Source organism: Thauera butanivorans NBRC 103042 (assembly GCF_001591165.1).
GTDB lineage: Bacteria > Pseudomonadota > Gammaproteobacteria > Burkholderiales > Rhodocyclaceae > Thauera > Thauera butanivorans.
Genome location: NZ_BCUG01000074.1, coordinates 1 through 20,942 on the forward strand (window position 1 = coordinate 1; position 20,942 = coordinate 20,942).

General features: G+C 58.3%; 21 protein-coding genes and 2 pseudogenes. 3 read left to right on the forward strand and 20 right to left on the reverse strand.

Annotation, left to right across the window (positions count from 1 at the left end; genetic code table 11):
• Window positions 1–481: 481 nt before the first annotated feature.
• The 3 genes and pseudogenes from TBU01S_RS23355 to TBU01S_RS20805 all read left to right on the forward strand — a co-directional run bounded on the left by TBU01S_RS23355 (window position 482) and on the right by TBU01S_RS20805 (window position 2,394).
• Window positions 482–772: a DUF4279 domain-containing protein gene (locus TBU01S_RS23355; RefSeq protein WP_157659231.1), complete on the forward strand. Its 291-nt coding sequence runs from the start codon at window positions 482–484 to the stop codon at window positions 770–772.
• A 271-nt stretch (window positions 773–1,043) separates the two neighbouring features.
• A pseudogene (locus TBU01S_RS20800) lies at window positions 1,044–1,505 on the forward strand (RHS repeat domain-containing protein); the annotation flags it as partial.
• Window positions 1,498–2,394 carry a hypothetical protein gene (locus TBU01S_RS20805; protein ID WP_157659232.1) on the forward strand — a complete coding sequence of 299 codons (897 nt, stop codon included), beginning with the start codon at window positions 1,498–1,500 and terminating at the stop codon, window positions 2,392–2,394. The pseudogene TBU01S_RS20800 and the gene TBU01S_RS20805, both read left to right, overlap by 8 nt.
• 231 nt (window positions 2,395–2,625) lie before the next feature.
• Here the strand turns inward: TBU01S_RS20805 and TBU01S_RS24145 are convergent, their stop codons facing one another.
• The 20 genes and pseudogenes from TBU01S_RS24145 to TBU01S_RS20865 form a co-directional block, all read right to left on the reverse strand.
• The gene (locus TBU01S_RS24145) at window positions 2,626–3,159 is read right to left on the reverse strand and encodes a hypothetical protein (RefSeq protein ID WP_157659233.1); all 534 of its coding nucleotides are present in this window, start codon (window positions 3,157–3,159) and stop codon (window positions 2,626–2,628) included.
• A 6-nt stretch (window positions 3,160–3,165) separates the two neighbouring features.
• A complete protein-coding gene (locus tag TBU01S_RS24600; RefSeq protein WP_083953763.1) occupies window positions 3,166–3,606 on the reverse strand; it encodes an RHS repeat-associated core domain-containing protein in 441 nt (146 codons plus the stop codon).
• Between the two features lie 204 nt (window positions 3,607–3,810).
• On the reverse strand, window positions 3,811–4,194 hold the full coding sequence (locus tag TBU01S_RS24150) for a hypothetical protein (protein WP_157659234.1): 384 nt from the start codon (window positions 4,192–4,194) through the stop codon (window positions 3,811–3,813).
• Between the two features lie 700 nt (window positions 4,195–4,894).
• Window positions 4,895–5,974 carry an IS110 family RNA-guided transposase gene (locus TBU01S_RS20810; RefSeq protein WP_068639414.1) on the reverse strand — a complete coding sequence of 360 codons (1,080 nt, stop codon included), beginning with the start codon at window positions 5,972–5,974 and terminating at the stop codon, window positions 4,895–4,897.
• Window positions 5,975–5,996: 22 nt separating this feature from the next.
• Entirely contained in the window at window positions 5,997–6,722 is a 726-nt protein-coding gene (locus TBU01S_RS25025; RefSeq protein WP_068639415.1) for an RHS repeat-associated core domain-containing protein, read from the reverse strand.
• Between the two features lie 164 nt (window positions 6,723–6,886).
• On the reverse strand, window positions 6,887–7,075 hold the full coding sequence (gene tnpA / locus TBU01S_RS25255; protein ID WP_439654562.1) for an IS66 family insertion sequence element accessory protein TnpA: 189 nt from the start codon (window positions 7,073–7,075) through the stop codon (window positions 6,887–6,889).
• Window positions 7,053–7,631 (reverse strand): suppressor of fused domain protein, encoded by a 579-nt coding sequence (locus TBU01S_RS23370; RefSeq protein ID WP_083953764.1) that lies wholly within the window; start codon window positions 7,629–7,631, stop codon window positions 7,053–7,055. The genes tnpA and TBU01S_RS23370 overlap by 23 nt, the downstream gene beginning before the upstream one ends.
• Complete coding sequence (locus tag TBU01S_RS25030; protein WP_083953765.1) at window positions 7,628–8,572, reverse strand: RHS repeat-associated core domain-containing protein; 945 nt, start codon at window positions 8,570–8,572, stop codon at window positions 7,628–7,630. The genes TBU01S_RS23370 and TBU01S_RS25030 overlap by 4 nt, the downstream gene beginning before the upstream one ends.
• A 95-nt stretch (window positions 8,573–8,667) precedes the next feature.
• A complete protein-coding gene (locus TBU01S_RS24155) occupies window positions 8,668–9,330 on the reverse strand; it encodes a hypothetical protein (RefSeq protein WP_157659235.1) in 663 nt (220 codons plus the stop codon).
• Window positions 9,320–10,060, reverse strand: coding sequence for an RHS repeat-associated core domain-containing protein (locus TBU01S_RS23380; protein WP_083953766.1), 741 nt, complete (start codon window positions 10,058–10,060; stop codon window positions 9,320–9,322). The genes TBU01S_RS24155 and TBU01S_RS23380 overlap by 11 nt, the downstream gene beginning before the upstream one ends.
• A pseudogene (locus TBU01S_RS20825) lies at window positions 10,000–10,263 on the reverse strand (transposase); the annotation flags it as partial. The gene TBU01S_RS23380 and the pseudogene TBU01S_RS20825, both read right to left, overlap by 61 nt.
• Before the next feature lie 59 nt (window positions 10,264–10,322).
• Window positions 10,323–10,727: a hypothetical protein gene (locus tag TBU01S_RS23385; protein WP_083953767.1), complete on the reverse strand. Its 405-nt coding sequence runs from the start codon at window positions 10,725–10,727 to the stop codon at window positions 10,323–10,325.
• Entirely contained in the window at window positions 10,727–14,641 is a 3,915-nt protein-coding gene (locus tag TBU01S_RS20830; protein WP_068639417.1) for an RHS repeat-associated core domain-containing protein, read from the reverse strand. The genes TBU01S_RS23385 and TBU01S_RS20830 overlap by 1 nt, the downstream gene beginning before the upstream one ends.
• Window positions 14,642–14,666: 25 nt before the next feature.
• Window positions 14,667–15,470, reverse strand: coding sequence for a hypothetical protein (locus TBU01S_RS20835; protein ID WP_068639418.1), 804 nt, complete (start codon window positions 15,468–15,470; stop codon window positions 14,667–14,669).
• A 23-nt stretch (window positions 15,471–15,493) separates the two neighbouring features.
• Window positions 15,494–16,141 (reverse strand): HI_0983 family protein, encoded by a 648-nt coding sequence (locus tag TBU01S_RS20840; protein WP_068639419.1) that lies wholly within the window; start codon window positions 16,139–16,141, stop codon window positions 15,494–15,496.
• A gap of 125 nt (window positions 16,142–16,266) precedes the next feature.
• On the reverse strand, window positions 16,267–17,001 hold the full coding sequence (locus TBU01S_RS20845) for an ankyrin repeat domain-containing protein (protein ID WP_068639420.1): 735 nt from the start codon (window positions 16,999–17,001) through the stop codon (window positions 16,267–16,269).
• A 159-nt stretch (window positions 17,002–17,160) separates the two neighbouring features.
• A complete protein-coding gene (locus TBU01S_RS20850) occupies window positions 17,161–18,021 on the reverse strand; it encodes an ankyrin repeat domain-containing protein (protein WP_157659236.1) in 861 nt (286 codons plus the stop codon).
• Window positions 18,018–19,319: a Tle-like phospholipase domain-containing protein gene (locus TBU01S_RS20855; RefSeq protein ID WP_068639422.1), complete on the reverse strand. Its 1,302-nt coding sequence runs from the start codon at window positions 19,317–19,319 to the stop codon at window positions 18,018–18,020. The genes TBU01S_RS20850 and TBU01S_RS20855 overlap by 4 nt, the downstream gene beginning before the upstream one ends.
• A gap of 3 nt (window positions 19,320–19,322) precedes the next feature.
• Window positions 19,323–20,429 carry a DUF2169 family type VI secretion system accessory protein gene (locus TBU01S_RS20860; protein WP_068639423.1) on the reverse strand — a complete coding sequence of 369 codons (1,107 nt, stop codon included), beginning with the start codon at window positions 20,427–20,429 and terminating at the stop codon, window positions 19,323–19,325.
• A gap of 15 nt (window positions 20,430–20,444) precedes the next feature.
• Window positions 20,445–20,942: hypothetical protein (locus TBU01S_RS20865; protein WP_217999671.1), on the reverse strand; the 498-nt coding region annotated here is incomplete at its 5' end.

Below are 20,942 nucleotides of genomic sequence, written 5' to 3' on the forward strand. Positions count from 1 at the left end.
TAGAAGAATTGCTCCATAGAAATAAACGCCATCATTACTTTCAACAGTATATTCATCTGACTTCTTCCCTTCTGGCAGATTCAATCCTGAATGATAAAATCATTTCCATAATTTTTTGTGTCGCGCAACTCTTGAGTCAGAGGGCACCTTTCTACTCAACAACAACCAGGGCTTGAAATCTTTTTGATGAAGATTTATTCTTGAAATTATTTCATCAAAAGCGCGCGCATAGTAATGAACAAAATCCATGGAATCAAGATGGCTATCATAGAGTTTTAATGCTGCCCCGAGATTTCCTTCGCAAAGCGCCAAGTCTCTTTTTAAAACATAAAATGGATTTTCCGGGATTAAAGCAGGTGTTGGTGCGGGGCCGCAGGATTGGACAGGTATTTCGCCAAATGGAGATGTTATTACGGGGGATGGTGATGGTAATGCTGTAAATAATGGGCCTTATCATGATTATCTGCCATGAGGAGGGGGCGTGAGCTCATTTTGTTTTGATGTTTCTTTGAGACTATTCAGTCAGAATTTTTCGCCAGACGAGATGGTTGCAGAGATTGGCTTAAAGCCGAGATGGAAGAATCTGATGGGTGATCGAAGGAAAACGCCAAAAGGCCTGCCGCTTGAGGGGGTTTATGAAATTAACTATTGTGCATTTCCAATTCTTCGACAAAAGGATGAGGAATTGCATGAAATGCTGGATAGAATAGTTGACGATCTTTCTTCTCAAAAGGATTTTTTTCTCGTATTAGAGAGGGTGGGGGGCGTGTAGAGTTTTTTATTGGATGGTATTCAAGTGGGAATAGTGGCGATAGTCTGAGTTATGGCTTATTTGAAAAATTAGGTCGCCTAAAAATTGATTTGGCGCTTGATTTTTATGGGGAGAGTGTTGGATGAAAAATATCTATGATTTACTTCTTCTCTTGGAAAATTAGCGAAATACAGCAGAATGCGAAGTAAGAGTTTCCGGTACAAGAGAGTGATTTCATGAAGCGGGCGACCTCAGGGCCCGTCGCAGCGCCGGGGGCCAGGTCAGCACCTACGACTACGACAGCCTGGGCAACCTGCGCAGCGTGCAGCAGCCGGACGGCACGCGCATCGACTACCTGATCGACCCGGCAAGCCGGCGCATCGGCAAAAAGAAGAACGGGGTGCTGCAATACGGCCTGCTCTATCAGGACGACCTGCGCCCGGTGGCCGAACTGAAGCCGGAAGGCGGCATCCGCAGCGTGTTCCTGTATGCGGACAAGGGCAACGCCCCCAGCGCGATGCTCCGCGGCGGCACGCTCTACCGCATCGTCAGCGACCATCTCGGCAGCGTTCGGCTGGTGATCGATACGGAGACGAAAACGGTGGTGCAGTGGCTGGACTACGATGCCTGGGGCAAGGTCCTCCACGACAGCGCACCCGGTTTCCAGCCCTTCGGCTTCGCGGGCGGGCTGTACGACCCGGACACGGGGCTGACGCGCTTCGGGGCGCGGGATTACGATGCAGGGTGTGCTTGAGTCGCGCCGCGATGCGCCGCTGCAGCGGCAGCACGTTGGCGGCCCAGGCTTCGGGGTATTGCTGCTGCAGGCTCTGGCTGGCCTGGGTGATGTCGGGCAGGTCTCGTGCGTCCTCTGGCCAGGGGCCGGTGGTGGTGACCTGGGCCAGCGGCACGAAGCTGTCGGACTCGTAGAGATACAGGGTGTGCCGTGCCTGTGCCGGCATGCGCGGACGGCGCGTGGGGCGCTGCTCGGCCAGCAGACGGTTGCCGTCCCAGGTGAAGTGGGTGAGCGCGTCGGGCGCGGGGCACCGGTGGCGCTGCGCTTCGGCTGTCCGCCATTTGGCGATGCGCCGGCCGAAAGGGTCGTAGGCATAGGCCCAGTAGTGCGGCCTTTCCTGGCGCGCGTCGTCGATGCCCACGGCAGCCAGTTGGTGCTCGGCATCCCAGTCGAAAGTCTGGCGCCGGTGTTTGCCGCTCTTTTTCTCGATGCAGTTGCCCCAGGCGTCGTAGGCGTAGCGGTGTTCCTGCCAGACGGCAAGGCGCTTGCCCTCGCCGGCGGGCCACAGGCTCGGGTCGTGGTCGTCGTCCGCAGCGCCCAGGGGATCGGAGCGCGGATCGGGCCGGTGCGTACGCACGTGCTCGGCCCAGTCCTCGTCGCCCCAGGAGGCGGGCGCTGCGGCGGTGGCCGGGGCATCGGCGCCGGGTTCGATCAGGTTGTGGGCGGGATCGAAGGCGAAGCGCTCTTCCTGGGTGGGTGTGCGGGCCGCGAGCAGGCGGCCCAGGGCGTCGTAGCGGTAGCGGCGGGCGATGCACCGGCTAATTTCTCACTGCGCAATCAGCTATGCTCTATTTTTTTTATTTTTATTATTTCCTTGTTTAATAGGACAATATCAACATGCCTTCCGTAATCAAAGCCGTTTATTTTGTCTTGTAGATGCACGTGATCAATTTCATTCTCCTCCATCAGGGATGCTGCTTTTATAAAAAAAACTCCAATCTCTGCCAGGGTTTTGGAGTCTGAAATAATTGATATTTCATCAAGTCGCACCGACTTTTCACTCTCCACGGCCGTACCAAATATTTTAAAATTTTTCACTTTACATCAAACCCTTTTCCTCTTAAATATTTCTCCGCATTCCTCACTTTCCCTTGACATGCAAAGTGCTCAGACAAAAATACCTTCTAATGGTAGTTTCTGAATGCTTATCAAAAAACTGACTTTTTAGTATCTTGCAATGAGTAGGAGCTTGGGATTTTTTTATCGCACTGGTTATGATTTGGCTAAACTTATCTGATGTTTTTTTATTGCACCCTATTCTCTTATATATCTCTTCTTTTGATGTGACGAATATATGAGGGATAATTAAATCTCCGGGCTTTTCATCCATTATCGGAAAACTTAAAATAATACTATTATCATTCCCCCTCTGAGATAATGCCATTTTTATTATCAGATAAGAAATATTTATCCATATTGGCAGAATCGACTCTTCTTCATACAAAAACTTCCATTTCTTTATTTTTGAACACCTGTCAATTAATGGAATCTCTTCATAAGAATCAAATTTTGAGGAAAGATAACTTAGATTTAAACAATCCTCGGTTATCATTCCCTTCGTAAGAATTTTGTCTAATCTCATGTAACCGCCTTTAGCTTCCTGCATTCCATCCATGATCTTTTAACCACTCAAGTGTTTTCTTTTTGAAAAGGTCTGTGACGCCTTTCCCTTTGCTTTGGCTGCATCGTGTAGGCTACCATCTTGATTAACTGCCGCTCCACACTTGCAATGCGCATGCCATTGGCTATTGGGGACGGATTCTTCTGGTGCATCTACGCGTGTTATATCACGTGGGGCTTGCCCTCTTCGAACAGCTCTCTGAGCATCTTTAGGGGTTTTTCCTGGAATCCATGGAGAGGTTTTCGTTAACCCAAATGGATCGATCCAGCTTATGGGATTCGGCGCGTATTGATAAGTATTGATCCCGCCCGCCAGCCCAATCGGGTCCTGACTGACAAACCGCCCAATGTCCGGATCATAGTACCGGAAGCGGTTGTAATGCAGCCCCGTTTCCTCATCGTAATACTGCCCCTGGAAACGCAGGTTCTGCACCGGGTGCATGGCACAGCGGTTCGATCCAGTACTGCCTTGCGGTGTTACCGTCGGCGAACGCGTACAGGACGAATGGATACTCGATGCGCAGCGTGCCGAGATAGTCGGTGTGGCAGCACAGCACCGCAGTGAGCGTCGGACTTTTCTATTATTTCATTACATGTGCTGATACGGCTCGGAGCCGGTGTCAGGAGAATACTTGATCCGGACACATTACACGTTTGTAGAGTATACCTTCACATCCGAAGCACGACACTCAACTGGTCCAGAGATATGCTTTGGAGCATTTTTTACATCTAGCAGAACAACACTGTCACCAACAGCCATTGAAAGACAACCATCTTCTTCAAGCTTTATAGCAGTGCCAATAACTACAAATACGCCTTCTTCGAGCGCTATCGAAGAACTAGCCTTTGTTGTCGTATATATGTTTACCCCCCAAACAAGATCATCATCTATTTCAAGCTCAACGTCATAAATCTCTCCAACAACAGGTGTTTTACCTACCCATAATGCAGATGATCCGCCATAAATGGATGAAAATTGAATTTTATTATTTTTATTGCTCTTAATTATTTTTTCTACCTTTATTCTCATGACTAATTATTCGACAAAGGAACACGGACAACTGTATTATCCACGTTCATTGTGTTATTTGTAGGGTTATAGGTCCATGTTTCTTCATGATAATGATGCTTTGTTGGACTGCTGTTCATTTCATGGGAGCCATAGCGAATACTACGCTTCCCGTCAGATGAAACTATTCGATCTGAGTCTATTTCACCTGTACGGGGGTGTCTATTGCTGTGAGGCCCTGGGCCTAAAAATTCATCCCACCTGTCAGTCGCATCTTGAGGTTTAACTGGTTTATTTGCATAAACCTCCTCGTGATATCCGCGCTCAGGCACTCCATCTGTAGCACATTTACAACCCTTCCCAAGGGACTTCCCGTCAACTGTTTTCTGCAGACAGCAGCCGTTGATCATGCACGCATCTTCTTCTCCTGCTGATCACGCCTGGGCGTGACCGCTTCTGGACTGCCGACATCGCGATGGACAAGGACAGAACAGACTGCCTTTCCCCAATCGGCCTTGTTCGGCACGCACGTGCCGGGGCCATGCGACTAACCGCTCCGGCTGGCCTCAATCATTCATCGGCGCGGCCGGGGCGCGGGGATCAGCCGCGACACCCTTCATGGTCGGCCATCAGGTTAGCCAGGCTCTCAGCCGGTCGGTCTGACCTGTTTTGCCTATCGCTCGTGCGCAGTCATTTTCCGTATCGATTCCTGGTGATTCCGTCAGGCCGCCGCTTGCTCGGCCACTTCACCCCACTGGCGCCACGCCTCGGGGTTGTACGCTTCGCCCTTGGCCAGCACCGCCCACAACTGACGCGCGTGCTTGTTGGCGATCGCCACCAGCGTCTTGTGGTAGCCCACTCGAGCGTTCAGGCTCACGATCCACTGCTGCAGCCGGGTGAGCGTGTCAGGCGCGGTACGGGCCTTGCGCAAGGTGGCCGCGAGCACGCTCCTTGCGCCTTGCACCAGCAAGGTTCGCAGATAATCGTCACCGCGTCGGGTGATGCGCCCGAGCTTCGGCTTGCCGCCGCTGGAATACTGGCTCGGTGTGAGCCCCAGCCAGGCGGCGAACTGGCGGCCGTTGTGGAACTGGGTGGCGTCACCCACGCTGGCGCTCACCGCATCGGCGGTGAGCAGGCCAACACCGGGCAGCTCACGCGCACGGCGGGCAGCCGCATCGTTGGCGTGCTGGGCGGCAATCTGCCGGTCGCACTCGGCGATCCGAAGGTCGAGCGCGTCCAGTTGGTCACGCACGTTCTGGATCAGGAGGCGAATCGGGGCGGGTTGTGCGGTGTCGAATTCGTGCTCGGCGAGCCAGCGCCGCAAACGGGTCGCACCCGTTTCGACCACCATGCCGAACTCGGCCAACAGTCCGCGAATCCGGTTCAGCAATGCGGTCCGCTCCTCGATCCAACCCAGGCGCAGGCTGTGCCAGGCCAGCCGCTGCTGCTGGGCTTCGGTCTTGACCGGAATGAAGCGCATGCCTGGCGCGTGCAGCGCGGCCACGATCGCTGCTGCGTCGGCGCGGTCGTTCTTGACCGCCTGGCGTTTGCGATAAGCCCGCACGAACTCGGCCGCCATCAGGCGCGGCTCCAGCCCCAGGGCGGCCATCGTGCGTCCCCAGCAATGCGCCCCGCCGCACGCTTCCATCGCCACCACAGTGCCCTGCGGCAAGGTTGCCAGCCAGGCCAGGAAGCCGGCGCGGTTGAACTCGCGCGTCTCGACCACGCGCCCCGCACCATCAGCCACGCAGGCCACAAACACGTTCTTTGCCAGATCCACCCCGATCGTCGTAGCATTCATTTGGACTTCCCCTTTCACCGACTCAGATTGAACTTCTGCAATTCAATCTTGGCACTTCGATGCCGGGCCGAACAGGCCAACGGCGGATGTGGGAAGTCCCTTTGTAGTCATTCAGTCCCAGCGGATCGATCCACGTCACCGGGTTCGGCGCGTACTGATAAGTATTGATCCCGCCCGCCAGTCCAATCGGGTCCTGGCTCACGAACCGCCCAATGTCCGGATCATAGTACCGGAAGCGGTTGTAATGCAGCCCCGTTTCCTCATCGTAATACTGCCCCTGGAAACGCAGGTTCTGCATCGGGCGTTCATGGCGCAGCGGTTCGATCCAGTACTGCCGCACGGTGTTGCCGTCGGCGGACGTGTGCAGGACCGGTGGATACTCGATGTGCCGCGTGCCGCCCCAGGCCTTGTAATGGGCTTCCCAAACGATGTGGCCGTCCGTGTCGGTCAGTTCGCGCGGGGTGCCGAGGTGGTCGGTGTGGTAGTACAGCACCTGGGCGGTGGGCGCCGGTTTTTTCGGTGCCTGAGGCAGGCTGTGCTTGAGTCGCGCCGCGATGCGCCGCTGCAGCGGCAGCACGTTGGCGGCCCAGGCTTCGGGGTATTGCTGCTGCAGGCGCTGGCTGGCCTGGGTGATGTCGGGCAGGTCTCGTGCGTCCTCTGGCCAGGGGCCGGTGGTGGTGACCTGGGCCAGCGGCACGAAGCTGTCGGGCTCGTAGAGATACAGGGTGTGCCGTGCCTGTGCCGGCATGCGCGGATGGCGCGCGGGGCGCTGCTCGGCCAGCAGGCGGTTGCCGTCCCAGGTGAAGTGTAAGTGTTCGATGCGCCCACTTCCGCTATCGCCCCTGGGAGTCAGATTCTATCGGGGCAACAACTACTATCTTGACCCAGAGGGTTCCGCCCCTCGTCCTTGAGTCAGGACGCCCAGCTCGCCACCAGCGTGAGCGGCTCGGGCCAAGCCACAGATGAAGCCCGGTTCGCCTTCGAAACCCAACAGCCAAAGGCGCTCACTCTCAATCCTTCGCTGGCGCAGTACGCCTGCTGACTCAACCCGCTCGCCCGCCAGAAGCTGAAGGCTAGTTTATTTGATATAAGGAACCACACTTTTTCTAGTCGTTAGAAAAAGATCAATTTTTGATTCCTCTAAAATATTCTCAAACTCATCGACCCCATGCAGCTTTATGAACTCTATTTCTGATTCAAACAAAGGGATTAGCCAAGCAAAAATACATGAAACATTTCCTGTATCCTCCCCTTTATATACAAAGGAACCCTCTCCAAAGAAAACAGGAGGCTTTATTATTAATCCAGAAAAAAAAGTTTCTTCAAATAAGAAACCAGGTCTTTTTACTATCTGATTCTCCATATATGCATTTTTGCTACATACGGCCTCTTCAGCCATTTGCTTTACAATTGCTACCGCATTTTTTGGAATATGATCCTTATCAAAACTAAGAATTATCTCATGTTTTATTTTTTTATTTGATTTTCTTGATATAAAATCAAATTTGCATAATCCAAGCGTGCAAAAAGAGACCACATCTGGAATTAATCCATTACGACATTCTACAATCTGATATGGAGAATTCTCCTCGTCTGTAAAATGCCATCCTCTGGATATTTTCCCAAAATATTTCTCTATATGATTGGATATGTTCATTTTCTACTTCCTTCACTTCTATTGCATGAGGGGCACTTTAATATAACTCCTTTTTGATAGTTGTCGAGAACGGTTTTTCTATCTACATCGTCTGGAAAATCTCTTTTGCTCCACGGATCTGGATGATGATCTATGTCCCAGTCACGTTTGCCAGTTCCTGGTTGGACATGGACTTCCGTTGAGCAGGATGGACATACTTTCCCACCTGTTGGACCAGGCTCTGCTTTATCCCAAACATTATTAACTGTTGCTTTGCGCCACCCTCCACGGCTAGTCACTTGTCCTTTTTGATTCGTTCCTTTTTCCAACCCTAGAGGATCAATCCAAGAGATTGGATTTGGCGCGTATTGATAGAGGTTATATCCCCCAGCCAGTCCAATCGGATCCTGGCTCACAAACCGCCCGATATCCGGATCATAGTACCGGAAGCGGTTGTAATGCAGCCCCGTTTCCTCATCGTAATACTGCCCCTGGAAACGCAGGTTCTGCACCGGGCGTTCATGGCGCAGCGGTTCGATCCAGTACTGCCGCACGGTGTTGCCGTCGGCGGACGTGTGCAGGACGGGGGGATACTCGATGTGCCGCGTGCCGCCCCAGGCCTTGTAATGGGCTTCCCAAACGATGTGGCCGTCCGTGTCGGTCAGTTCGCGCGGGGTGCCGAGGTGGTCGGTGTGGTAGTACAGCACCTGGGCGGTGGGCGCCGGTTTTTTCGGTGCCTGAGGCAGGCTGTGCTTGAGTCGCGCCGCGATGCGCCGCTGCAGCGGCAGCACGTTGGCGGCCCAGGCTTCGGGGTATTGCTGCTGCAGGCGCTGGCTGGCCTGGGTGATGTCGGGCAGGTCTCGTGCGTCCTCTGGCCAGGGGCCGGTGGTGGTGACCTGGGCCAGCGGCACGAAGCTGTCGGGCTCGTAGAGATACAGGGTGTGCCGTGCCTGTGCCGGCATGCGCGGATGGCGCGCGGGGCGCTGCTCGGCCAGCAGGCGGTTGCCGTCCCAGGTGAAGTGGTCCGCTAGCGAAGTTCAGCTATACCAATGGAGGCTCAGGAAAAACATTTCTGAATTAGTGACGATTGAGCTAAAGCTACCGCACCCCATTCTTTATCATCGAAAGAACCGATGGGGCGAAGAAAGAAAAATTCATTATAATATGCCGAAAAAACTATCTCTTTTGGGAATCCATAATTTTGAGGATCTGGATAGCTCCAGCCGATTCGCAACAATTCATCAATTTCGTTTTTTTTGTTTGATGTCATCGCTACACATCCATACCCCCCTCTTCCTATGATATTTGCGATTTGCATGGAATCAAAATTCTCTATAAGAATTGCTCCATAGAAATACACGCTATCATTACTTTCAACAATATATTCATCGGATTTCTTGCCTTCTGGCAGATTCACTCCTGAGTGATAAAATGATTTCCATAATTTTTTGTGTCGCGCAACTCTTGAGTCAGAGGGTACTTTTCTACTCAACAACAACCAGGGCTTGAAATCTTTTTGATGAAGATTGATTCTTGAAATTATTTCATCAAAAGCGCGCGCATAGTAATGAGCGAAGTCCAGGAAATCAAGATGGCTATCATAGAGTTTTAATGCCGCCCCGAGCTTTCCTTCGCAAAGCGCCAAGTCTCTTTCTAAAACATAAAATGGATTTTCTGAAAAAACATCCAAAGTAATTTCAAACTTGCTCTTAGTAGTCATAGTGCCCTCCGGCGGGATCATTTATATGCGGCCCTCTATTTTGAGGATTTCCCGGACCAAAATCGTGGCCACCAGCATCGTCGCGAATCACCTTCGTTTCGACACTTCCATCTGATCTTCTTTGATCAAATTCATATTGCCGCCCTTCAGTTGGTTTGCCGCGCCTATCTTGGTTCGGTTTTACTCTAGTCGGACAAGCACAAACAGGGATCCCACTGTTCCGTTTTGCTTCTCGGAATGCCCCACGTCTACCGGCTCCAGATGGAGATAAATTTGGGGGACGCTCTCCAGTCAGTCCGAATGGATCAACCCACGCCACCGGATTCGGCGCGTACTGATAGGCATTGATCCCGCCCGCCAGTCCAATCGGATCCTGGCTCACGAACCGCCCGATATCCGGATCATAGTACCGGAAGCGGTTGTAATGCAGCCCCGTTTCCTCATCGTAATACTGCCCCTGGAAACGCAGGTTCTGCACCGGGCGTTCATGGCGCAGCGGTTCGATCCAGTACTGCCGCACGGTGTTGCCGTCGGCGAACGTGTGCAGGACGGGTGGATATTCGATGCGTTGCGTGCCGCCCCAGGCTTTGTAGCGGGCCTCCCAGACGATGTGGCCGTCCGTGTTGGTCAGTTCCCGCGGCGTGCCGAGGTGGTCTGTGTGGTAGTACAGCGCATCGACTCGATCTCGTACAAGGCGTCTTCCATCGCCGGGCCCGACAGCGCGTACCACTGCTGCATGAAGTAGATCCGCAGCATCGTCGAAAGCCTCATCGGCAGACGACCCCGGCGGCCAGATTTCGGGTAGTGCGGCTCGATCACCGCCAGCAGCGCCGACCATGGCACCACAGCCTCCATCTCGGCCAGAAAACGCTCACGGTGCGTCTGTTTCTTCTTCCGCTCGAAGGCCAGCGAGGCGAAGGTCGTTTGCTTCATGGTAGCGAGGGAAGTTATGGCTTCAGTATTTTACCTAACATGAATAGATCAGAATTTCCCTAAAAATCATGTTTCTTGAGGCGTTTGATGGCTGCTTTGCGAACTAATTCAGACGGATCGCAAGAAAGTTTTTCAATAATTTCAAAGGGCGCCTTTTTATTATAGGCTATCCTTTGTCGAACCACTTCACACTCGTCCGAAGACAATACTTCAAATAAACTTTCACTCAATTTTCTTTTCTCAGCCACAGCAGCTCGAACTGAAGCATTTTTATCACATGCAAGAACCTCCAGAATTTCAAGAGGAACTGTACGGTTATGCACAACCCACTCCCTCATAGTTGGAAATCTTAATAAAATATCGTACCAAACATGAATTGGCGCCTCTTCGTTAGCTGAACGTAAATAATCCTCAGGAAGCTCGCTATTTCTAAGCCGAACAAACTCTTCTGCTGAATTTATCATCAGAACCCACCCCCTCTAACCTCTTTCCATGGAATGAATTTCCCAGTATCCCCCTTGTGTTTTCCGACTATAAAATCACCATACTTGTCAGCATCTCTATACCATTCCAATCCTTTTGATGTCTCTCGGAAAACTTTCCACTCTGACCCTCCGTGTCCAGCATTGTCTTTTGCCCACCAAAGACCGTCAGATTCACTTTTGAATATCTTTCCGAATCTATCATGCTGGACAACGCGCTCAGTTCCTTCCTTAGTTACCTTCCAAGGAGCACGCTCATTTGACTCTGCTGCACATTTACAACCCTTATTCAGTCCTAACGGATCAATCCACGTCACCGGATTGGGCGCGTACTGATAGGTATTGACCCCGCCCGCCAGCCCAATCGGATCCTGACTCACAAACCGCCCGATATCCGGATCATAGTACCGGAAGCGGTTGTAATGCAGCCCCGTTTCCTCATCGTAATACTGCCCCTGGAAACGCAGGTTCTGCATCGGGCGTTCATGGCGCAGCGGTTCGATCCAGTACTGCCGCACGGTGTTGCCGTCGGCGGACGTGTGCAGGACCGGTGGATACTCGATGTGCCGCGTGCCGCCCCAGGCCTTGTAATGGGCTTCCCAAACGATGTGGCCGTCCGTGTCGGTCAGTTCGCGCGGGGTGCCGAGGTGGTCGGTGTGGTAGTACAGCACCTGGGCGGTGGGCGCCGGTTTTTTCGGTGCCTGAGGCAGGCCGTGCTTGAGTCGCGCCGCGATGCGCCGCTGCAGCGGCAGCACGTTGGCGGCCCAGGCTTCGGGGTATTGCTGCTGCAGGCGCTGGCTGGCCTGGGTGATGTCGGGCAGGTCTCGTGCGTCCTCTGGCCAGGGGCCGGTGGTGGTGACCTGGGCCAGCGGCACGAAGCTGTCGGGCTCGTAGAGATACAGGGTGTGCCGTGCCTGTGCCGGCATGCGCGGATGGCGCGCGGGGCGCTGCTCGGCCAGCAGGCGGTTGCCGTCCCAGGTGAAGTGGGTGATCGCGTCGGGCGCGGGGCGCCGGTGGTGCTGCGCTTGCGCCGTCCGCCATTTGGCGATGCGCCGGCCGAAGGGGTCGTAGGCATAGGCCCAGTAGTGCGGCCCTTCCTGGCGCGCGTCGTCGATGCCCACGGCAGCCAGTTGGTGCTCGGCATCCCAGTGGAAAGTTTGGCGCCGGTGTTTGCCGCTCTTTTTCTCGATGCAGTTGCCCCAGGCATCGTAGGCGTAGCGGTGTTCCTGCCAGACCGCAAGGCGCTTGCCCTGGCTGCCCGGCCATTGCCGGGGGTCGTGGCCGTCATCCGCAGTGCCCAGGGGGTTGAAGTGCGGATTGGGCAGGTGCGTACGCACGTGCTCGGCCCAGTCCTCGTCGCCCCAGGGGGCGGGCGCTGCGGTGGTGGCCGGGGCATCGGCGCCGGGTTCGATCAGGTTGTGGGCGGGATCGAAGGCGAAGCGCTCTTCCTGGGTGGGTGTGCGGGCCGCGAGCAGGCGGCCAAGGGCGTCGTAGCGGTAGCGGGTCAGGCCCAGGCGGGCATCGTCGAGCGTGAGCAACTGGCCGGCGGCATCGTAGCGGTAGCGGCGGGCGATGCGCTGGCCGGTGCTGGCACTGGCGGCCTTGTGCGGCTGCGCCGCGCCTGCGGGGGCAGGTGATTCGGCCGTGCCGGCCTGGCTGGCGAGCAGGCGGCCGAGCGGGTCGAGCGCGTAGCGGCTGTGCAGCGCGCCCTGGCTGCGCCACACCTCGCGGTGCAGGGCGTCGCGCTCGAAGTCGCACAGCACCTCGCCGTCGAGGTTGATCTGGTGCACATGGCCCGAGCCATAGGTGAGCGTGTTGAGGATGCGCCCGTCGGGCAGGGTGGTGGCGATGCGCTGGCCCAGCGCGTCGTAGCGGTGCAGCAGTTGCGTGTGCGGACCGAAGCGGCTGCGGGTCTGCTCACAGGCGATCTGGCCGGTGGCGGTGTAGGCCAGTTGCACGCGAGCGAAGGCATTGCGCGCCAGGACCAGCTGGCCGGCGGCATCCCAGGCGTAGCGGGTGCGCAGCGCGCGGGCGCCGGGCTTGACGGCGCGCTTTTCCAGCAGGCGGCCGGCGGCATCGCGCCGATAGTGGGTGCGCAGCACCCCGGCGCAGCCGCGTCCGAGCAGCGGCGCGCCCACCGGCACGCCGTCGGCCGCTTCCAGCAGGTGGCCGGCAGCGCTGTAGCGGTAGTCGATGCGCCGGCCATCGAACCCTTGTTCGGCGCTCAAGCGGTCGAGCGCATCCCAGGCAAAGCGGTAGTGGGCGCCGTTCTCGTTGCGCAGTGTGAGCAGGCGGCCGAAGCCGTCGTAGCGGTAGTCCAGATGGTGGCCCAGGGCATCGGTGCGCGCCAGCGGACGGCCATCGCTGTCGAGCCGATAGAAGGTGGTGTGGCCGAGGGCATCGTGATGGGCGGTCAGCCGCCCCTGGGCATCGTAGGCGAAGCGCTCGCAACTGCCGTCGGGCAGGTCGAGCCGGCTCAGGCGGGCCTGGCGGTTGATGAAGCGGTAGGTGTAGGCCGTGCGTTGGCCCAGCGCATCGGTGACGGCGACGAGATTGCCGTGCATGTCCCAGGCGTAGCGGGTGGTGTGGCCGGAGCAGTCGGTGTAGGCGAGCAGCCGGCCGGCCGCGTCCCAGGCCAGCGTCTTGCGCCCGCCACGGGCATCGACGATGGCCACGGGCAGGCCGCGCGCGTCCCGTTCATATGTTGTCTGGCCGCCGTCGGCGGCGGTGCTGCGCAGCAGGTTGCCGCGTGCATCGTAGTCGTGGCGGGTGGTGTGCCCGAGCGCGTCGGTGACGGCGGTGGGTTTGCGCAGCCGGGCATCCCACTGCAGGGTGTCGGTGGCACCGTCGGGCCCGGTGATGCCGAGCACGTTGCCGCGCGCATCGTAGGTGTAGCGGGTGGTGCCGCCTTGCGGGTCGGTGTGGGCAAGGATGTGGCCGAATTCATCGCGTTCGATGCGCGTGGTGCCGCCCAGCGCATCGACCAGGGCGACGAGGTGATGGTCCGCATCGAAGTAATGGGTGCTGGTGCGCGCGAGCCCTTCGGCCTGTTCGAGGACGCGGGTGCTGCGCGCGGCGGCATCGTAGTGCAGTTGCCAGCGGCGGCCGGAGGACAGCTGCATTGACAGGACCTGCCCATGGGGCTGGTGCGCCGACCAGGCATAGCGGGCGGTGAGCCCCGAGGGCTGGCGATGGCCGGTGAGGATGTGGCCGGCGTACTCGAAGCTGCGGCAGCACCGGCCCGCCCCGTCGTGCACCTCGGCCAGGTTGCCCTCGGCGCTGTAGCGGTAGTGCACCAGCAACTGCCGGGCATGGGTGGGATAACGGCCGTTGGCGTCGGGTTCGCCATGCAGGCGCTGGACTTCCACCAGGCGGGCGGTGGCGGCAAGGGCGAGGTCGTAGGCGAAGCCGAGCCGGTAGCCGTCCGTGCCTTGCAGTACCAGCGGCAGGCCGTGCGGACCGTATTGCAGATGCACGCCGTTGTCGTTGGCATCGAGCATGGCCTGCAGCGGCAGGACGGCCTGGCCGTCGGCCAGCGGTGCGAACAGCAGGCGCAGTCCGTCGGACGTGGCCAGCTCATAGGCGTCGCTGCCGGTGCGACGCAGGGTGGTGTGCTCGTAGCGGGAGAAGAATTCCTCGCCCACCTGCAGCAGCGGAAACCGTGTGCGCCGGCCTTGCAGGTCGACGAACAGCAGGTGGTCGGCGGCACGTTCCAGCGCAAACGACAGCGGCACCGTCCAGCCCTGGCCGAGCAGGCCGCAGGTAGCGTTGTGCGAAAGGTAGGTGCGCTGCCAGTGCAGCGCAAAGCTGCCGTCGAGCATGAAGTCGAGCTCGTCCTCGCCTTGCAGCACGCAGGCGCCGGTCGCAAGTTGAACGCCGGGCGGCGTGGTACTCATGGTTCGTCCTCGTACTTGGGTCGGGTCAGCAGGCGCAGGGCTTGTCCGCCTTGCCGTTGTTGGGGTTGGCATTGCCGTTGCCGTCCACCCTGCCGCCACCGGAGGGCGTGCCGTCGGCACGTTTGGCGGCGGCGTTGCCTGCGGCCTCCGCGCCCTGGCGCCCGGCCTTGGCGCCGGCTTCCGCACCCGCCTTGGCCGTGCGCGAGGCGTCTACGGCATCCCCCACGCGCTTGCCCGCCTTGGCCGCAGTGGCGCCCCAGCCCGCAAAGGGGATGGCCGCCGCGGCGCTGATGCCCGCATTGGCGTAATCGCCTTCGGCTGCATAGATGGCCGCGTTGGCCAGGTCGGCGATTTCGCCGAGGCCGGGCAGCAGCCCGGCAATGTCCAGCGCGCCATGCAGGACGCCCGAACCCCAGCTCTTCCACCAGCCTTGTTCTGCTTCGGTTTCGGCTCCGCCGGAGGGATTGCTCCCCGCCCCCTGAGCGGCCGTTTCCGTCTTGGGCACGATGATGCCGTTGGTGTTGGCGACGGGGCCGGGCTGAGGATAGCCGTTGGGATGGATGCGGCCCTGCTGCGCGGCCTCCTTGCCGCCACCGCCGCCCTGGCTGTCGGGATCGGGCTTGCTCAGCTCCGGATAGGCGATGCCGGGATTGTCCGCCCGCAATTGTGCATACTGCTCGTAGCTCAGGGTCTCGCTCAGCAGTGTTGCTTGCGGAGTTTGCGGATCGAAGGTTTCCAGCAGTACGCCGCTTTCCAGCGCGTCGATCGCGACGGCAGTGCCATTGGGCAGGGCGACGGGAGCATGGGCAAAGACGGTGGTTCCGGACATGACGGCTCTCTGGGCGGTGTGCCTTATCGTTCCGCGGAACCTGTGCTGCCTGAAGGCCGGCTGCCATCACCTGGCACCGGAATGCTGGCCGAGCCCAGTGCCTGGATGTCCCGCGGCGTTCTTTCCTTCAGGTCATGCAGAAACGCCAGCCCCTCCTCGTCCCCGTAGGATCGCCTGCTGTAGCCGTAGAGCAGCACACCTTGCTTGCCGTCCGCAGCGCGATGCGGAATATAGCGGTAGGCGTTCCATTCGATGATCTTTCCGTTCTCCGGGTCCTCGGCGCTGAGGGTGAAGTCCAGCAGGAATTCGCCGGTGCGCTCATTGGCCAGAATCCTGTGCTGGAACACCGGATCGCTTCCCTCGCGCTGGCGCAGGAAGTCCAGTTGTTTGCGCACGACTTCGGCCACGGTGAGGCCATTGGTGAGCAATTCCAGCAACAGCATGTCTTGATAGCGGGGCAAGCGCTGCCCTTCGGGCAGATACTCGTACTTGACGTAATCAGGTATCGGGTTCGACTGCCAGGCCAGATGATAGCCCCGGCCGGAAAACTGGATGCTGGCGGGCGGCTCCTGAAGGATACCGGCGGACTGTGCATGAGCAACCGCCCCCAGGGTCGCCAGGAGCATGAAGGCATGAATGACGGCATATTTGAGATAAAGGCGGTGGATCATGCAGTGCTCACTGTCTAAAAAAACGCGTGGAAAAAGGTGTTTCCTTGTCCGGAAATTTTCCGGTTGCAGATGGGATACTTGGGCGGTCTTCGGATTACCGGGCCTGGATGTCTTCTGTGGGGCGTTCAGCGTGGCTGGCCGGGCGGGACGGGCGGGTTTTCGCCACGCGCACGCATCTGGTCGCGCACTTCGATGGGGGAGTTCGGCGGCCACTTGGCCCCCTTGCTGATCAGCAGGTCGCGCAGTTCCAGGAATTGGGTATGGATAGGATTGCCGGGGCGCGTGCCGTTGACGGCCAAATGAACACCCCAAGTGGTAGAGGCGCCATTGGTCCAGTGAGTATTGAAATCCGCACCTTGTCGCACTAGGTAAATTGCAATATCGGGAGCTCTTATGCTGATAGCTTCATCCAAAGCTGTTCCGCCGATGCTGTTTCGGTCATTGATACGGGTGCCGCGCTGCAGCAACAATTTGACGTGCTCCAGACCGCCAAACACCCCACGTTCGAGCATCATTTTTTGCCGTGGCTGCCGATGATTGGGTGACAAACCGCCGTCGAGCATGGCTTTGAGATAGCGCGTGTCATCATGCTTCATAAAAGTGAACTCCAACGCGCTGCCAATGCCTTTTGCCGTCTGCTTGTCCGGGTTGACGCCCAGCGCCACCAGCGCCGTGATGGCATCGAAGTTTTCCTGCAGGATGGCGAACCACATCAGGTCCATGTCCTTGTCGCCCTTGAGCCCAAGGTCCTGCCCCTGTGCCAGTTGCTTCAGCCGGGCAATGTCGTTGTGCTCGATGGCCTGGGCCATCAGCAGGTAATGGCCCTTGAAGAATTCTTCGGCGCGATATTTCTTGCTCATGAAACGGTTTCCTTGACCGATGGCGGGTAGGCAGGCAGTGAGCAGCGTGCTCGCGCCCCAGGCCAGCCAGGTTCTGCGCAGCCACAGTGTCGGAAAGGGAAAGGGTTTCATCCGCATGTTTTTTCGGATTACCGGGCCTGGATGTCTTCTGTGGGGCGTTCAGCGTGGCTGGCCGGGCGGGACGGCAGGTTTCTCGCCCCGTGCACGCATCTGGTCGCGCACTTCGATGGGGGAGTCCGGCGGCCATTTGGCGCCTTTGCTGATCAGCAGATCACGCAGTTCCAGGAATTTGGTATGGATGGGGTTGCCGGGGCGCATGTCTTGAACGGATAGATATACGGACCAACTCACCGATGATCCGTTTGTCTTGTGAGTATTAAAGTCGGCCCCCTGATTGATCAGATAAATTGCTATGTCAGGTTCTACGCTTGTTGTTGCGGTGTGTAACGCAGTTCCTCCAATGCTGTCTCGGTCATTGATACGGGTGCCGCGCTGCAGCAGCAGCTTGACGTGCTCCAGGCCGCCAAATACTCCACGCTGAAGCATCAAATTTTGTCTTGGGTGCATATGATTGGGCGACAAACCGCCGTCGAGCATGGCTTTGAGATAACGGACGTCGTCGTGCTTCATGAAAGTAAACTGCAACGCGTTGCCGATACCTTGTGCGATCTGATTGTCAGGGTTGACGCCCAACTCCACTAATGTGCGGATGGCATCGAAGTTCTCGCGGGCGATGGCGAACCACATCAGGTCCATATCCTTCTCGCCTTTGAGGCTGAGATCCTGGCCTTGGGCCAGTTGTTTCAACTGGCCCATGTCGTTGCGCTCGATGGCTTGGGCCATCAGCAGGTAATGACCCTTGAAGAATTCTTCGGCGCGATATGTCTTGCTCATGAAACGGTTTCCTTGACCGATGGCGGGTAGGCAGGCAGTGAGCAGCGTGCTCGCGCCCCAGGCCAACCAGGTTCTGCGCAGCCACGATGCCGGGCGCAGGAGTGTTGAAGCGTGTGTGTTTTTCATTTGCATGTCTTTCCGGTTGCCGAGGCGATGGTCTGCTGGTCTTCGGATTTCTGGGCTTCGATGCCGGCGATGACCTGCTCCATGCCGTGGCGGTCGATGGGGTTCAGGCCTGTGCCCTCCAATACGTGAGGCGTACCCACTGCATCGGGCATCAGGGCCGAAAGCCCCCAGCGTGCCAGCATGCCGATCGCCGCACCTTTGATGCCGCCGAGTGCGAAACCGGCGCCGGCTGCTGCGGCGGTTCCGCCCCAGCCCGGCTCCTGGACGCCGGTCAGGATTTCGCCTTCGATGCGATAAGCCTGAATGTCCGTCTGGTGCACCGTGCCACCATAACGTTCCACCGTATTGCCGTGCAGACCGGCAGCATTGAAGGTCGTGGCCGGCATGCCGCTGGCTTGAGATGCAGCGCCGGTCAACCCTCCACCAAGTGAGTGGCCGGTAATATCAACTACGGCACCAGATTCTTTGATATTTTTCCCTATGGTGACAGCTTGCTTATAGTAATCCGAGTGTCTGTCGATCCCCTGGGCGAGATTGTTCTTCCAGTCCTCGCCATTCTGAGTGCCCTTGAAGACAACCGTCGGCTTCATGTCATTGCCAAACACTGCCGGGTCCGGTTCATACACTCGAGCACGAAAATTGGAGCCCTCTATCTCAAGATCACCAGGCTTTAAACCATATTGCTCCAGTTTTTCCGCTTGATCGCTGACGTCATTCCAGCCCTCGGCGCGCTTATTGGGATCATAAATGACATCTGAAAGCTTGGCATGCTCCACCGCCACATTGTTGCGCTCGAAACGGTCGGCGGCCGCTTGCAGGCGATCCTTGTCGGCACCGTCGGGTAGCTCCGACAGTGTGTCCCTGGCGGCAGCGATCTGGCCCTGGCGGCATTCCCAGCGGGCTTTCTTGCCCGAAGCTGCGGCGCTGCCGCTGGCATCGCCCGGTTCGGCCCGGTTCATCCAGACCTTGTCGCCCGTGCGTACCAGGTGCCGGCCGTTGACGAAGACATTGTCGCTGTACTGCTCGCTGCGGCTGATCTTGACGTGCGTGCGCGAGACCACACCTTTGCCGCCGCCGGGTTCGTCGCCCTTGACGTTATCGACGTAGCTTTCTTCGTGCAGGTAGGCGGGTTTGCCGCGGAAGAACACGTTGGGCGAGCATTGCTTGCTTTCACCCATGTCATGGGTGATGGGATAGGGCACCGGCTTGCCTTTCCTGTTCGGGGTCAGGCATACGTCAGGCAGGAGGCAGACCAGGATGAACTCCGCGTCCTTGGCGGCGGCGGCTTCGGCGGCCATTGTTCACGCCTCCCTGCGGCGGATTTCGAGCACGCGCACGTCGGCATCGGCGGCGATGAGCATGCGGTGAACGCAGCTCAGCGTCATGCGGTGCATGTCGAAGACGAGGGTGTCCAGGGGCATGTGCCTCGGCAGGATCGGACCGGCATGCAGGCGCGCCAGCGCATGGGGAGGCCTGTCGGGCAGGCGGGCCTGGAAGCGTCCGCCGCCCGGGGTCAGGCCGACGAGCACGATGTCTTCGCCGCCTTGCGGGTAGGCGATCTGCTGGTCCCGCGGGGCGCAGTTCCAGTAGGCGCAGTCGAAATCCTGCGGCAGGCGGGGCCAGCGATGTTCCTTCCAGTTCTGGTCATAAGTGCCGGCGAGTGCCACGCGCGGCTGCCACCAGCGGCCGATGGCACCAAGGCCGACCGCCGGATAATCCTGGCGCTGCAGCCGAGCGTCGTCGAAAGGCTGGTCGAGCACTTCCATCTGCGGCGCCTCGAGCGCCTGCGGGCGGGCCTTCTTCAGCCATTGCGGGTGCAGCAGGCCGCAGCCGATCGGGTTCGGCGCATAGCTTGCATGGATTTGCGGCTCTTCGTCGCCGATGACGGTTTCGGGCCACTGGCAGGTGCCGCCGAACGCCAGTTCGTAGCGCAGCGGCACCTGGATGGCCGGTTCGGGATCGCCCAGCTTCCAGCCCAGCACGCCGGGCCGGATGACGCGCGGGCCGCAGACGCCCATCAGCTTGCTCCAATCGCCGATCCGCACGCCGATGGGCCAGCGCGGAGCGGGCTTGCCGTCGGGCGCATAGGCGGTGGCATGAGCGAAAAGCACGTCGCAGCGGGGCTTGTAAGCTGCGAAGTCGCTTTCCTGGATGATGCTGCTGGCGTTGATTTGGCCGTAGAACATGTCCGACTGCACCAGTTCCTGCTGCTCGCGGGCAAGCCCGGGCCGGCCCTCTCCGTCCAGTTCGCTCAGATCGTAGGTGATGCGGCTGACCAGTACGTGGAAGACTTTGTCGTCGCTGTCCATCATCTGGAAGTACTGGCTGGGAAAGTGCGTGTGGTTGCGCACTTCCGGCAGCGGCGCGGCCTGTACGGGGGACTCCAGCACGTAGGGGGGGCGATTCATACGGATCGTTCGCCGTTAATTGAGATCGATGCGGCTGGATTCGACCTGCACATGTTCCGATCCGACCACGTCGATGTTTTTCCCGTTGATCGTGACGGTGCCGTCGGCCTTCATGACAAGGATGGAGGCGCCCACCTTCAGGGTGATGGATTCGGCATCCATGGTGATGTTGGAACCGCCCCCGCCGCCCTCGCCTGCAGCACCGTCGCCGCTGGGGGCGACGATATGCATCACGCCCGCGCTGGCGGGAGCACCGCCTCCACCGCCCCCGGCGCCGACGGTCAGGCTGTACTGGGTGCCGACGGTGGTGCTTTTGTTCTTGCCGATCTGCGCGCTCTGATTGACCCCGACCAGCGTGTTCATCATCAGGCCGACGTTCAGGCTGTAGCCCAGGCCGACGTTCTCCATGCGCCCGAGGCCGACGTTCTGCATGCAGGCCATGGCGATGGTCTCGGTCTTGTTCTTGCCGACCTTGATCGACCAGTTCTTGCCGATGCGGTCGGTCTCGTTCCT